We start from the raw sequence: 13526 nt of genomic DNA, 5'->3' as shown, positions 1-13526 counted from the left end.
TTAATAATAGCGAGAATATTAATTTCACATCCCCTGATGTCGACACGCCAGCGCCATGTGATAGACGATTTCATCGGCGAGGGCGTTGTCGAGGGTGCGTTCGAGGTCGATGATCAGCTGGTTGGGGTAGTAGGCGCTGAGGTCCAGCCCGACGCCGAGGCCGAGGATGGCCTGGCGGCCGGAGCGGGTCTGTTGCGCGACCACCTGCTTGAGGTGGCTGTCGAGGTATTGCTCGTCATTGGCGGTGTTGGTGGCGCTGTCACAGGGGCTACCATCGGAGATGACGACCAGCAGACGGCGCGCGCCTTCATCGGCAGGGGCGTTGTCTGCGAGACGTGAGCAGGCCCATTGCACGGCTTCGCCATCCACGCCTTCGCGGTAGAGATCGGCCTTGAGCAGGGCGCCGAAGTTGCGGCGTGCACGGCGCCACGCCAGTGACGCGGGCTTGAAGACCAGATACTGCACTTCATTCAGGCGACCCGGACGCGCGGGCTTGCCGGCGCGTCGCCAGTCCTTCAGGGCGCGGCCGCCATTCCAGGCACCCGTGGTGAAGCCGAGCACCTCGGTGGGCACGCCGGCCATGTCCAGCGCGCGGGTGAGAATCTCGATCAGCATCGCCACCGCCTCGCCATGCACTTTCATCGAACCGGAGCAGTCAATCAGGAAACTGACCTGGGCACTGGCCTCGGGCACCCAGCGCTCGCGCTGGAAGACCCGCCGCTCGGCCGGCGAGGAAATCACCTGACTCAGCCGCCGGCCATCGATGATTCCTTCCTCTTCCCCGAAGTGCCAGCCTTCACGCTGCGGTGAGCTGAAATGGCGCGCCAGCTGACGTGCCAGGCGGCGCACGTTGATCTTCTGCTCCGCCAGACGTGTATCCAGCGCCTGACGATACTCGTCGAGCAGGGCCGCGCGCATGCGTCTGGCAGGCTCCAGCTCGCGGTCATAGGCCGTGGTGAACACCTGATAGGGCAGCAATTCCTCCGGCGCGCCACGCCGATGACTCGGCAGCTGTGATGCCGCCTGCTCCTCGAGCAGACTCGCTTCCTCATCCTCGTTTTCCAGAAACAGGGCAAAGCGCTGCTTGGCGGCGGAGGCATCTTCGTCCTCATCGTCTTCCTGCTCATCCAGCGATTCGGCCAGTTCCTGTTCCAGCCACAGGCTGATGTTCAGCGCGTGCTGCTGATAGGCCGCCTGATCGAAACGCGTGCGTCTCAGCCCCGCCATGTCAGCGCCCAGCGCCTGATAGAAGGAGGCGCGCGTCGTCTCGATGTAATCCTCCGTCTCGTGGATCACCGCACAGGCCATCAGGCGCGACCAGCACGACTGGATGACGCTGTAGATGAGGATGCCGCTGCTCGTCTCGGTCAGGCCCGCGTGATAGAAGGCCAGGCACCAGTCGGTGAAGCGCCGCGCCAGATTCTCCTTCACGCCGGGCATGTCAGGGTCGACCAGCGCCTCGACGCGCAGCTGCTCCAGCAGGTCATAGATCAGGCGGGTTTCCGGCAGCGCCGGCCGCGCCGCCAGATGCAGCGCCTCGTCGGTGTGGATCAGGCGCAGCGCGATGGCATCGCTGACCGCGCGATAGTTGTCGAGCGTGCAGTCATCTTCCTCAAGGCGCAGATGCGGCGTGCGCAATGGCAGCGCCTGAGCATGCCGACTCAGGCGCCGCCCCCGATAGGCCCAGCCGGCCTGACCGCTGAGTGCCCCGAGACTCGCAGCCGAAAGCTCCTCGAGATACTGCTGACGACGGCGTACCTGCTGGGCCGCACTCATGCCCGGGCTCCCTTGTCGCTGTCCTGTTCATCCATCAGATCGCTCTCCATCAGCGCCGCGGATTCCTCCAGCTCCTTGGCGAAACAACGCTGATAGAACTCGGCGACCAGCGGGCGCTCATGCTCATCGCACTTGTTGAGATAGGAGAGGCGGAAGGCCAGCGCCGGGTTGCGGAAGATCTCGCAGTTCTCCGCCCAGGTGATCACGGTACGCGGCGACATCAGGCTCGACAGGTCGCCATTGGCGAAGCCCTTGCGGGTGAGGTCGGCCACCGCGACCATCGCGCGAATCAGGGCGCGGCCACGCTCGTTGTCCTTGGCGGGTACCCGTGCCAGCACGATCTTCACCTCTTCCTCACGCGGCAGGTAATCCAGCTTGGCGACGATGTTCCAGCGGTCGATCTGCGCATGGTTGAGTAGCTGGGTGCCGTGATAGAGCCCATCCTGATTGCCAAGCCCCACGGTATTGGCGGTGGCGAACAGGCGGAACTGCGGATGCGGGCGAATCACGCGGTTCTGGTCCAGCAGCGTGAAGTGGCCGTCGCGCTCCAGAATGCGCTGGATGACGAACATCACGTCCGGACGGCCGGCATCGTACTCATCGAAGATCAGCGCGATGGGGCGGGTCAGCGACCAGGGCACGATGCCTTCCTGGAATTCGGTGACCTGTACGCCATCGCGAATCACGATGGCGTCCTTGCCGACCAGATCCAGCCGGCTGACATGGCCATCGAGATTGACGCGCAGGCACGGCCAGTTGAGGCGCGCGGCGATCTGCTCGATATGGGTCGATTTGCCGGTGCCGTGCAGGCCCTGAACCATCACGCGGCGGTTGTTGGTGAAGCCGGCGAGAATGGCGAGGGTGACATCGGGATTGAAGCGATAGGCCGTGTCGATTTCCGGCACGTGGGCGTCGCGCTCCAGAAATACCGGCACCTTGAGGTCGCTGTCGATGCCGAACAGCTCACGCACGCCGCGAAGCTCAGTGGGCTGCAACTGACCGGCGGGCAGCGGCTGCTCGGCCGGGGAGGCGGGGCCTGCATCGCTGGCAGGGCTTGCATCATTGGCAGAGCTTTCATCACTGCTGGAAGGCGTCAAGGTGGCGTCGCTCACGGGTGTCTCCCTCGTCATTCTTGTCGGTGGCTGCCCGGCGGACCTGTATCGGGCGTGTAGGCAGACCTGTATCAGGCTTGTAGGCAGACCTGTCACGGGGAGACAGGTCTGCCGGGCGGCGGTAATGGCTTGAATATAGCTTTGTTTCTAAAAATAATGCAAATCGTATCGAAATATGAGATTTGTGATTATTCATTCCCCGCAGGAGCAAGGCAGATGAGCGATACCCTGATCATTGGTGGCGGCGTGATCGGCATGATGATGGCGTGGCAGCTGGCCGAGGCCGGTCAGACGGTCACGCTGCTGGAGCGCGGCCAGTGCGGACGCGAGGCGTCGTGGGCCGGCGGCGGTATCGTCTCGCCGCTGTATCCGTGGCGTTACTCGAGTGCCATCTCGTCGTTGTCACGCTGGTCGGAAGGCGAATACCCGAGGCTTGCCGAGGCGCTCAAGGAGGCCACCGGGGTCGACCCGGAATACCGCCAGGAGGGCCTGATCTATCTGCGGGTCGAGGATGAGGCGCTGGCGCTGGACTGGGCACGCACTCAACACAAGCCGCTGGAGGTGATCGAGCGTGAGGCGCTCTACGCGCGCGAGCCGCATCTGGTCAGTGGCCACCAGCAGGCGCTGTGGATGCCGACGCTCGGCAGCATCCGCAATCCGCGACTCGGCCAGGCGCTGCGTGCGCGCCTGCTGGCGCATCCGCGTATCCGGGTGCGTGAAGAGTGCGAGGTCACGCAGCTGGTGCTTGCCACGCCGTCGCGTGTCACGGGCGTGCAGCTTGTTGATGAGACCGTCAGCGCAGACAACGTCGTGGTATGTGGCGGCGCCTGGAGCGGCAGGCTGCTGGCCGCGGCCGGTGTACTGCTGCCGGTACGCCCGGTGAAGGGGCAGATGATGGTGTTCAATCCGGTGGCGGCGGGGCTTTGCAGTGTGGATGAGCCGCTGCTGTCGCGGGTGGTGCTGTGCGATGGCCGCTACGTGATTCCGCGCGCCGATGGACGGATTCTGATCGGCTCGACGCTGGAACATCAGGACTTCGACAAGTCCACCACCGCGCAGGCGCGTGAGTCGCTGCATGCCAGCGCCGCGAGCATTCTGCCGGCGCTGGGTGAGCTGGCGCCGGAGCATCACTGGGCCGGTCTGCGTCCGGGCACGCCGGATGGCACGCCCTTCATCGGCGCGGTACCAGGGCTTGATGGCCTTTACGTGAATGCCGGTCACTACCGCAATGGCCTGGTGCTGGCACCCGCCGCCACGCGCCTGCTCAGTGACATGCTGCTCGGCCGCGAGAGCTTCATGTCAGCGGAGGCCATCACGCCCCCGGGCGTGATGGCGCCCACCGCTCTGGCTGGCTGATGCTTTCGATGGCTGATGCTCTCTATGGCTGATCATGGCCGCCACAGGCGGGGCTAGAACGGCGCGATGGGACCAGTTGGCACCAGGGCAGCAGCGCTGGTACCAACTGGCCCAATCGCTGGTGGTCAACTGGTGCTAAAGGGCAGTGCAGGTGTCGGCGTAGTCTCGGGTCATGGCGCAGCGCTTGCTGCCGCCCTTGTCACTTGCTCAAACCACAAGCTCGACAACATACCCAACAACAAGACTGCGGAGCCCGACCCATGACTCACCAAGCCACCATCGAACTGCTGACTGCCTTCTGCGATGCCCTCAACCGTCACGACATCGACGACTGCCTGTCGATGATGACCGATGACTGTGAATTCCTCGCCATCGCCGGGCCGGAACTCGAAGGCAAGACCTTCGCCGGTCAGGACGCCGTGCGTGCGGGTCTCTCCGCTGCATGGCAGAACGCGCCGGATGCCCAGTGGATCGACGCGGAAATCTTCGCCGATGGCGACCGTGGCTTCGTCATCAGCACCTACACCGGCACCACCGCCGATGGCGCGCGCAGCGAAGCGCGCATGATCGACGCCTTCACGCTGCGTGACGGCAAGATCGCGATCAAGAACGCCTTCCGCAAGAACCGTCCGCCCGTCAACGTCTGAGCGCCAGCGGCGTATCGATCAGGGATGAGGTTTCTGAAGCTGTCTTTGCCCAGAGGGCAGCGCGTCACGGCGTCAGGTCGTGGCGTGCGCCCCGTGGGTGAGAGGAGGTGTTCGAGATGGAAACTATCGTGCAGCACGGCGCCCGGCCAGATGAGGTGGGCAGCGAGTCACCACAGCGCCCGGCCACTCAGGCCTCCCGGCCGTATGACCCGGCCTATGACCCGCTGGTGAGCGCCACCCCCGGCGAAGGGCGTGACTACGCGCCGACCTACTGGGTCGCCACCGCTGGCGAGCCGCCGGCAGACGACGGCCCGGTGATGGGCGATATCGACGCCGACGTGGTGATCGTCGGTTCCGGCTTCACGGGGCTGACCGCCGCCATCGTGCTGGCCGAGAAGTACGGCATCAAGGCCACCGTGCTGGAGGCCAATCGGGTCAGCTGGGGCTGTTCGACCCGCAATGGCGGTCAGGCGCAGTGTGCCACCGGTCGCCTCAAGCGCTCGCAGTGGATCGAGCGTTACGGTCTCGAGGCCGCCCACGGCCTGCACCGCGAGTGCGTCGAGGGCATGGAGAATTTCAAGGAGCTGATCAAGGACATCGACTGCGATCCGCAGCCGGGCGGCCACCTGTACATCGCCCACCGCGATCGCATGATGCCGGGGCTGGAGAAGGAAGCGTGCCTGTTGCGCGAGACCTTCAATTACGATGCCCGCATCATCGATGGCGCCACGGTGCGCAACGAGTGGGTCGGGGATGAAGAGGCCTGCGGTGCGATGCACGAGCCGGAAGGTATCGGCGTGCACCCCGGCAAGTTGGCCTTCGGCTATCTGCGCAAGGCGCGCCGCCTGGGCGTCAAGGTGCACCCGGCAAGTCCGGTGGAGAGCTGGGAGACCCGCGATGGCGTGCACTACCTGACGACGCCGGGTGGCGTGGTCAAGGCGCGCTCGGTGGGCATGGCGACTGGCGGCTACACCTCTGGCAAGCTGCATCGGGAGCTCGACAAGCGGCTGATGCCGGTGCTCTCCAACTCGCTGGTGACGCGCCCGCTGACGGCGCAGGAAATCGAGGCGACCCGCTTCCATACCCATCAGGTGCTTACCGACACCCGGGTGCTGCGTCATTACTATCGCCTGCTGCCGGACAATCGCCTGCAGATCGGAAGTCGCAGTGCCGTCTCGGGGCGTGACGCGCCCAAGGCGCAATACGAGCAGCTGCTGATCGCCGACATGCACCGCAAGTTCCCCGCGCTGAGCGGCATCGAGGTCGATTACTCCTGGTGGGGCTGGGTGGATGTCAGCCACGACATGATGCCGCGCATCCATCAGCCGGACCCGAAGCAGAGCATCTATTACGCCATGGGTTATGGCGGCAACGGCGTGATGTATTCCGCCCAGGCGGGCAAGCGCCTCGCCCAGTGGATCGCCAGGGACGCGGCGGACCTGGTGCTGCCGATCTTCCAGTCGCGTCTGCCGTACCCAAATGTGCTCAACAAGGTCGAGTCGCCGCTGTTCGCGCCGTTCCGCCGCACCGGCCAGCGCTGTCTGTATCGCTGGTACGCCTTCAAGGATGAGGCCAGGTAGGGGGCGATTAAATACAGGGTGCGATGCGAAGTAGGGCGCGACTCGGCACTGATATCACGATGAACACGATGCTCCCGTACTGATCGATGATTCGATCAATACGGGAGCATTTTTGTTATCGAAAAGATAATCAAGCGGAGATGCACCCGTCTGTCATCACTGGCGGCTACAGGCGGGAGTGTCAGGGCCTATGTCAGGGGGGGGGCGTCAGGGCGTACGTCAGGGCGTATCCAGGAGCTAGCTGGCGCGCTGATGGGCTGACTTGCCATGTGCCGTGGGCAGGACGGACAACGCGGCTGTCTCTGCCTCGGGCGGTGAGTCTTCCATCGTCTCCTGCATCGCCAGTGGTACCAGCTCGGCCAGCTTGAGAATGCCGGTCTCGATGCGCGCTTCCGGAATCGCCGAGAAGCCAAGCCGGAAGAAGTGGCGATGGTTGTCGCGATCGTGGAAGAAGTGCAGGTCACCGACCTCGATCAGGATGCTGCGATCACGGGCGAGGACGGCCAGGCGGTGGGCATCCAGAGCTTTCGGGCCTTGCATCCAGAAGCACGAGCCGCCGTAGATCGCGGGCGTGCTCATCATCGGCAGATGGCGCTGGATGGCGTCACGCATCAGCAGGAAGCGCCGCTGCATCACCTGATGCATCTGATTGATCAGGCTGTCGTGATAGCCGCGCGCGATGAACAGCCCTACCGCACGCTGATTGTTGGTCGGCGGATGGCGCAGCATCAGACGGCGCAGGGCGCGGGCCTCTCGGATCAGGGTCGGGTGCGCCACCATGTAGCCCAGTCTCAGGCCGGGGGCCAGGGTCTTGGACAGACTGCCGACATAGATGACGCGCTTGTGGCGATCGAGGCTCTTGAGCGCCGGTGTCGGGTTGTCGGCATAGTTGCTTTCGCTCTCGTAGTCATCCTCGATGATCAGGAAGTTGCCGGTCTCGGCCAGGTCCAGCAGCTGGCGGCGGCGCTCCAGCGGCAGGGTGACGGTGGTCGGCGACTGGTGGCTGGGCGTGACATATACCAGGCGGCAGTCCTTGAGCGATTCCAGCGGCTGCATGCCCTTGTCGTCGATGGGCAGCAGCTGGATATCGTCCGTGAAAGTGCTGGCGATGTTGTACATGTCGACGTAGCCGGGGTTCTCCATCGCGAAGCGCTGACCCTGCTTGAGCAGCAGCATGCAGCTGATCCACAGCGCCTGCTGGGTGCCCACCGTGATCAGGATTTCCTCCGGGCTTGCCCAGACTCCGCGGCGCGGCAGCAACCGCTGATGGATCTGCTCGATCAGCAGCGGGTCGTCGTTGTTGAGGTGGTCCACCGACCAGCTGCGGATCGACGGCACGCTCATCGAATCACGGCTGCATTCGCGCCAGTGCTGGGTGGGGAAGAATTCCGGGTCCAGCTGACCATAGAGGAAGGGATAGTCGTACTGGTGCCAGTCACCGGGTTTCTCGATGGCGCGCTGCCCAGACGGCTTGAAGGTCAGCCGCTCATCCCAGTCGAGACTGTCGGCATCGATGTCATTGAGGCGCACCGGCGTGTCGGCGCGGCCCTTGAGAATCTCGGGATTGATGAAATAACCGCTACGCTCGCGCGCGATCAGAAAGCCATCTTCCAGCAGCTGCTCATAGGCCAGCATCACGGTATTGCGCGCGACATTCAGCTCACGGGCCAGCTTGCGACTGGAAGGCAGCGCCACATCGGGCGGTAGGTGGCCCTCGAGAATCGCCTGGGAGATCTGCTCACGAATCTGGAATTGCAGACTTTCCTTGCGTGAGGAATCGAGGTGAAACAGCGGATGACTCATGCATGTTCTCTATTGTTGTCGCGAGAGTGTCGTCACGAGGACTTCATATCACAAGTTCTCGTTTTATATGCATTTTTCATAGCTTTCTTGTTGGCATAAAGCGCCTGGAGGAGAGGCACAGGTCGGCGCGGGCGACCCGACCGCCGGGCCCAGCCTGACATCATTGAGGCAGACCCCCGTCGGGAGAGCAATAGTCAGCCGGGACTGGCCCCATCGATGCCGACGGACTGGTTCTATCGAGGAATGGCGCACGGGGGGAAAGTGATCCGGCAGGTACAACGAAAGCACAGTTCTAGCACGACGCGATTTCACACTCCCTTTCCTGGGGCTGTAGATGAGCAGGTGATGGCAATCGTGGATGACATGACGCGCTGCAAGACAACGGTGCAGACGCCAGGTCATTGACGATATGAAGTGCAGTACCCCGCTCGCTATCACGCGCAGCCGTCAGGAGCCCGCAACAACAATAACGACGGGACAGACAAGATGATCGACTCGACACAGACCCTTTCAAACCTCCGCTCCCACGGTCGCACTGGCGTGTCTCGCACCGGCGGCTTCAAGTCCACGCTGGCCATCGCGGTGACTGCCGCGAGTCTGGCCATGGCCACCGGCGCAAATGCCGCGACCTGGAAGATGGCCCTCGGCGATGCCGCCGGCGGCACCCAGTATGAACTGGGCAAGACCTTCGCAAGTCTGGTGGAAGAGAAATCCGGCGGCGACATCAAGGTGGATCTGTTCCCCAACGGCCAGCTGGGCAGTGAGCAGGACACCGTCAACAATGCCAGCATGGGCCTCGTCGACCTGTCCGTGGTGGCGATCAACAACCTGACGCCCTTCTCACCGACCGTCGGCGTGCTGACCCTGCCGTATGTGATTCACGGCCCCGAGGATGCCAAGGCGCTGACCCACGGCAAGATCGGCGATGAGCTGCGCGACAATACGCTACGTGATTCCGGTATCCGCATTCTGGGCTGGGCCTATTCCGGCTGCCGCCGTCTGACCAACTCCAAGCAGGAGGTCGCCTCCCCGGAAGACCTGCAAGGCATGGTCATCCGCGTGCCCAAGAACGAGATCATGATCTCCTCGTATCAGTCCTGGGGCGTCAATCCCAACCCGCTGGCGTGGTCCGAGACCTTCACCGCCCTGCAACAGGGAGTCGTCGATGGTCAGGACAACCCCTACATCACCATCGATGCGATGAAGTTCTATGAAGTGCAGAAATACGTGACCGACAGCTGTTACGTGTTCTCGATGGAACCCTTGATCATGGGCGAAGGCACCTTCCAGAGTCTCAGCGAAGAGCAGCAGAAGCTGGTGCTGGCCGCTGGTGAAGAGGCGACGGCCCATAGCTACGACTACCTGCTGGCCACCGAGGATTCCATCAAGAAATCACTGGTGGAAGAGCACGGCATGACCATCACCCAGCCCGCCAATGATGAGAAGGAATGGATCGCCAAGGCCTCCAGCATCTGGCCGGATTTCTACGACAGCATCGGCGGCCGCGACAAGCTGGTCGAAGTGCTCGAGACCCTCGGACGCGATCCGTCCACCGCGCCCTGATGATTCGCTGAACTGCTGAGGCTCCAGGCCCGCCCGTATTCCCCTGCCTGCACCTGCAAGTCGCATGACAGAAGCATGTCATCGATATGTCCCCTGGCAGGGGATGCGTGGCGTCGAGTGGTCATCGCTGGCGATGTCGGGGGATGTATTTCCATGCGGGTATTGTTGAAGTTTCTGGATAATCTCGAGAACTATCTCTGCCAGTTTCTGCTGGTGGTGTTCGTCATCATTCTCTTCACGCAGATCATGCTGCGTAACCTTTTCAGCTACTCGATCCCCTGGGGAGACGAGTTGGCGACCTATGCCTTCGTGTGGTTTGCCTATCTAGGCGCCGTCTACGCCACACGCATGTCGGCGCATAACCGTGTGACCTTCCAGTTTCGATTCCTGCCGCGATGGGTGGAAACCGTCTGCGGCGTGCTGACCGATATCATCTGGATCGCCTTCAATGCGGTGTTCATCTATTACAGCTACGACTTCGTGTTCAACAAGATGAATCTGTTCTGGAAGTCACAGACATTGGGTGTGCCGATGAAGTACTTCTATCTGATTCTGCCGCTGGCCTTTACTGCCATGACGGTGCGCATCATCCAGACCAATTATCTCAAGTTCGTGCGCAAGGAAGACATCGTGGACCCGGATTCCCAGGCAATGGAGGAATTGAAGCAGGGTGGTGATGGACAGGCCAGTGAAAGACAGGCCAGTGAAAGACAGGAGGGCGGCAAGTCATGATCGATTCCACCATCATCTACATCCTGTTTGGCGTCTTCTTCCTGCTGCTGGTGCTGGGCGCACCGATCACCGTCTCGCTGGGTGTCGCGGCGCTTGCAACCTATCTGAGCATCGATGAAAACCCGATGGCGTTCGTGCAGATCGCCTTTACCTCAGTGGGCTCCTTCCCGCTGATGGCCTTGCCGGCCTTCATACTGGCCGGGGCGTTGATGGAGGCCGCCGGCATCTCGCGGCGTCTTGTCGATATCGCCGAGGCCTTCGCCGGGCCGGTGACGGGCGGGCTGGCCGCCGCCACGGTATTTGCCTGCATGTTCTTCGGCGCGATTTCCGGCTCAGGGCCTGCCACCACGGCAGCGGTTGGCATGCTGATGATTCCGGCGATGGCCAAGCGCGGCTACGACCGTGGCTATGCCTCGGCGATCACGGCCTCTTCCGGTGGGTTGGGGGTGGTGATTCCGCCATCGATTCCGATGGTGATCTTCGGGATTTCCGGCATGGGCCTGCAACCGCCACCTGAAGCGGTGGCCATGCACGGGGATTTCCAGACACTGTCCATCCCGAAACTGTTCATCGCCGGGGTCATGCCAGGCGTGGTGATCGCCGGGTTCCTGCTGTTGATCAACTACGTGATCTCGAAGAAACGCGGCTATCGCGGGCTGACCAACAGCTGGTCATGGACACATATTCGCGCCACCTTGAGGAAGGGTATCTGGTCGATGCTGGCACCCTTCATCATCCTTGGCGGGATCTACAGCGGTCTGTTCACGCCGACCGAGTCCGCCATCGTTGCCATCGTCTATACCCTGATCGTCGGCATCTTCCTGCACAAGGAGCTCAAGTGGAAGCCGACGCTGCGCACCCTGGAAACCACCACCTGGATCACCGGTCGCGTGCTGCTGATCCTCTTCACGGCGACGGTCTTCGGGCGGCTGCTGGTCGAGCAACGCGTGCCGGCCCATATCGCCGAGGGCATGCTGGCGATGACCGACAACCTCTACCTCATCTGGGCGATGATCATCTTCTTCCTGCTGTTCGTCGGCATGTTCATGGAGACGCTGGCCGCGATCATGATTCTCACCCCGGTGCTGCTGCCGATCATGTACATGCTGGGAATGGACCCGGTGCACGTCGGTATCGTGGTGGTCTGCGCGCTGGCCATCGGATTCCAGACGCCGCCATTGGGGGAGAACCTCTTCGTGGCCTCGGGGATAGGCGGCGCCTCGATCGAGGAGATTTCCCTGAAGGCATTGCCGTTCGCGGCGGGCTCGGTGGCGGCCATCTTCCTGATCGCCTATGTGCCTGAAATCTCGCTGTGGCTACCCAGGGTGATGGGGTACTGAAGTGCCATCCGTACGCTAGCCCTGCAATGAACGAGGAGAAGGACGATGCCGGCAGTCAAACGAATTCTGTGTTGTGTAGGTCTGCGCGGAGACTGTGAGCGGGTACTGGCGCGCTCGGTGTGGTTGGCGGGGGCGACGGGTGCCGAGCTGCATGTGCTGCATGCGGTGAAGGCCTTGTCGGATGATGTGATGAATACCCTCAAGGTCAATATCCGACACAAGCCGACGCTGGAGGGTCTGATGCAGCAGCGGCTCGATCAGGCCAGGGAGAGCCTGGAAAAGATGCTGGAGGACTTCTGGAGCACCCATGACGATGGCGATCCGCGCCCGGTGATCGCCGGGCTGAATGTGGTGGAGGGCTATCCGGCCTCGGAGATCATCCGCTACGCCACACGCCATGACTGCGACATGATCATCATGGCCACCAACAAGCGCGGCTTCGTGGCCTCCTATGCGGGCAAGGTCACCAAGGGAGTGATCAAGCGCGCCAGCATTCCGGTGGTGGTGGTACCGACGCCTTGAGTCGCAGGAAAGAAACGCCTCAAGGCTAGACGGACGCAGCAAGGTTGCAGATGAAACAAGCTCGCAGGCAAAAGCTCGCCCCCGCAGACAGTGACTGTCTGCGGGGGCGAGCTTTCTGGGTCATGGCCCATCTTCAGCGTGGCTCAGGTGTCACCCGGGACTTGGCTGGACCGTCTCATGGGTCATGTGCGCCCAAGGTGCACGCCTCACAGCGTGCCTTCCAGCTCAGTGGCGATCTGGCGCATCAGCGGTGCCCACTCCAGCAGGGAGTCGATGGAATGGCGCAGGCGCGGTGCGTGGATCGCCAATGTCGCCTGGATCTGGCCAACCTCATCGAAGACTGGCACCGCGATGGCGACCATGCCCTGGATGAACTCCTCATCGTCGGTGCTCAGCTGATTGCGCGCCACGATATCGAGCGCTTCTTCCAGCGTGGCCCGCGAGGTCAGGGTGCAGGGCGTGTGCGCCTCCAGCGCCAGATGGGCCAGCAGGGCACGGCGACGATGCAGCGGCATCAGTGCCAGAAACAGCTTGCCACTCGCGGTGCAGTGCAGCGGCAGGCGTGAGCCGGGCGCCAGCTGGATGCGCACCGGCCAGTTGGTTTCCACGCGGTCGTAGTACATCACCTCGTGGCCATCGAGCAGCGTCAGGTTGCAGGTCTCACCGACTTCCCTGGCCAGCCGTTCCAGCAGGACGCGGCGCGGCACCTTGAGGCCTTCATTGGCCAGTGCCCCCAGCGACATGCGCCGAAAGCGCGGGCCGGGCAGCAGGTGACGGCCATCCAGATCACGACTGATCAGCTGCTGTTCTTCCAGCTGCTTGAGCAGGCGGTGGATGGTCGGCTTGGGAATATCGAAGCGTTTCTCGAGATCGGCGGCGCTGACGGCATGCTGGGTGGTGACGATGTCTTCCAGCAGGCTCAGGGCCCGAAAGAGGGTCGAATTCGTCGTGATGTCTTTGCTCATCTAGTGTCCTCATCCTGACTGTCGGGGGCATGTCGTGGGCGATCAGCGCGGCCGACAGGGGGCAGGGTGGCAAGGCGTCAGTGCATCGATTCATCACGCAGGCCGACATCCGCTGATGGCTTGCGTGATG

11 protein-coding genes are annotated in these 13526 nt (G+C 62.8%); 7 read left to right on the top strand and 4 right to left on the bottom strand.

The features are described 5' to 3' along the window. Positions 1-24 precede the first annotated feature (24 nt). Positions 25-1776: a cobaltochelatase CobT-related protein gene (locus AC5WNI_RS12415; protein ID WP_487886326.1), complete on the bottom strand. Its 1752-nt coding sequence runs from the start codon at positions 1774-1776 to the stop codon at positions 25-27. After that, positions 1773-2888: an AAA family ATPase gene (locus tag AC5WNI_RS12410; RefSeq protein ID WP_282627774.1), complete on the bottom strand. Its 1116-nt coding sequence runs from the start codon at positions 2886-2888 to the stop codon at positions 1773-1775. The genes AC5WNI_RS12415 and AC5WNI_RS12410 overlap by 4 nt, the downstream gene beginning before the upstream one ends. A 216-nt stretch (positions 2889-3104) precedes the next feature. Between AC5WNI_RS12410 and thiO the strand changes: the two genes are divergently transcribed. From thiO to AC5WNI_RS12395, 3 genes are all read left to right on the top strand, one after another. Beyond that, positions 3105-4244, top strand: coding sequence for a glycine oxidase ThiO (gene thiO, locus AC5WNI_RS12405; protein WP_487886325.1), 1140 nt, complete (start codon positions 3105-3107; stop codon positions 4242-4244). A gap of 260 nt (positions 4245-4504) precedes the next feature. Next, positions 4505-4891 carry a nuclear transport factor 2 family protein gene (locus AC5WNI_RS12400; protein ID WP_175088574.1) on the top strand — a complete coding sequence of 129 codons (387 nt, stop codon included), beginning with the start codon at positions 4505-4507 and terminating at the stop codon, positions 4889-4891. Between the two features lie 116 nt (positions 4892-5007). Continuing rightward, complete coding sequence (locus AC5WNI_RS12395) at positions 5008-6471, top strand: NAD(P)/FAD-dependent oxidoreductase (protein WP_487886324.1); 1464 nt, start codon at positions 5008-5010, stop codon at positions 6469-6471. A gap of 237 nt (positions 6472-6708) precedes the next feature. On the opposite strand, the gene pdxR is transcribed toward AC5WNI_RS12395, so the two are convergent. Further along, positions 6709-8274 (bottom strand): MocR-like pyridoxine biosynthesis transcription factor PdxR, encoded by a 1566-nt coding sequence (gene pdxR / locus AC5WNI_RS12390; RefSeq protein WP_175088576.1) that lies wholly within the window; start codon positions 8272-8274, stop codon positions 6709-6711. A 486-nt stretch (positions 8275-8760) separates the two neighbouring features. Between pdxR and AC5WNI_RS12385 the strand changes: the two genes are divergently transcribed. From AC5WNI_RS12385 to AC5WNI_RS12370, 4 genes are all read left to right on the top strand, one after another. Then, entirely contained in the window at positions 8761-9837 is a 1077-nt protein-coding gene (locus AC5WNI_RS12385; protein ID WP_254626987.1) for a TRAP transporter substrate-binding protein, read from the top strand. A 153-nt stretch (positions 9838-9990) separates the two neighbouring features. Continuing rightward, positions 9991-10569 (top strand): TRAP transporter small permease, encoded by a 579-nt coding sequence (locus AC5WNI_RS12380; protein ID WP_495928520.1) that lies wholly within the window; start codon positions 9991-9993, stop codon positions 10567-10569. Then, on the top strand, positions 10566-11909 hold the full coding sequence (locus AC5WNI_RS12375) for a TRAP transporter large permease (RefSeq protein WP_217485790.1): 1344 nt from the start codon (positions 10566-10568) through the stop codon (positions 11907-11909). The genes AC5WNI_RS12380 and AC5WNI_RS12375 overlap by 4 nt, the downstream gene beginning before the upstream one ends. Before the next feature lie 45 nt (positions 11910-11954). Beyond that, a complete protein-coding gene (locus tag AC5WNI_RS12370) occupies positions 11955-12431 on the top strand; it encodes a universal stress protein (protein ID WP_175088577.1) in 477 nt (158 codons plus the stop codon). 206 nt (positions 12432-12637) lie between these two features. On the opposite strand, the gene AC5WNI_RS12365 is transcribed toward AC5WNI_RS12370, so the two are convergent. Continuing rightward, positions 12638-13396 carry an IclR family transcriptional regulator gene (locus AC5WNI_RS12365; RefSeq protein ID WP_175088578.1) on the bottom strand — a complete coding sequence of 253 codons (759 nt, stop codon included), beginning with the start codon at positions 13394-13396 and terminating at the stop codon, positions 12638-12640. Positions 13397-13526 lie beyond the last annotated feature (130 nt).

Source organism: Cobetia sp. PDI-12MA, assembly GCF_059507695.1.
This window is presented reverse-complemented; position numbering and strand designations above follow the sequence as displayed.

What these genes read in the sequence shown, in the direction of transcription:
- AC5WNI_RS12415 (WP_487886326.1), bottom strand. Translation starts at nt 1,776, where the DNA reads ATGAGTGCGGCCCAGCAGGTACGCCGTCGTCAGCAGTATCTCGAGGAG.
- thiO (WP_487886325.1), top strand. Translation starts at nt 3,105, where the DNA reads ATGAGCGATACCCTGATCATTGGTGGCGGCGTGATCGGCATGATGATG.
- AC5WNI_RS12400 (WP_175088574.1), top strand. Translation starts at nt 4,505, where the DNA reads ATGACTCACCAAGCCACCATCGAACTGCTGACTGCCTTCTGCGATGCC.
- AC5WNI_RS12395 (WP_487886324.1), top strand. Translation starts at nt 5,008, where the DNA reads ATGGAAACTATCGTGCAGCACGGCGCCCGGCCAGATGAGGTGGGCAGC.
- pdxR (WP_175088576.1), bottom strand. Translation starts at nt 8,274, where the DNA reads ATGAGTCATCCGCTGTTTCACCTCGATTCCTCACGCAAGGAAAGTCTG.
- AC5WNI_RS12385 (WP_254626987.1), top strand. Translation starts at nt 8,761, where the DNA reads ATGATCGACTCGACACAGACCCTTTCAAACCTCCGCTCCCACGGTCGC.
- AC5WNI_RS12380 (WP_495928520.1), top strand. Translation starts at nt 9,991, where the DNA reads ATGCGGGTATTGTTGAAGTTTCTGGATAATCTCGAGAACTATCTCTGC.
- AC5WNI_RS12375 (WP_217485790.1), top strand. Translation starts at nt 10,566, where the DNA reads ATGATCGATTCCACCATCATCTACATCCTGTTTGGCGTCTTCTTCCTG.
- AC5WNI_RS12370 (WP_175088577.1), top strand. Translation starts at nt 11,955, where the DNA reads ATGCCGGCAGTCAAACGAATTCTGTGTTGTGTAGGTCTGCGCGGAGAC.
- AC5WNI_RS12365 (WP_175088578.1), bottom strand. Translation starts at nt 13,396, where the DNA reads ATGAGCAAAGACATCACGACGAATTCGACCCTCTTTCGGGCCCTGAGC.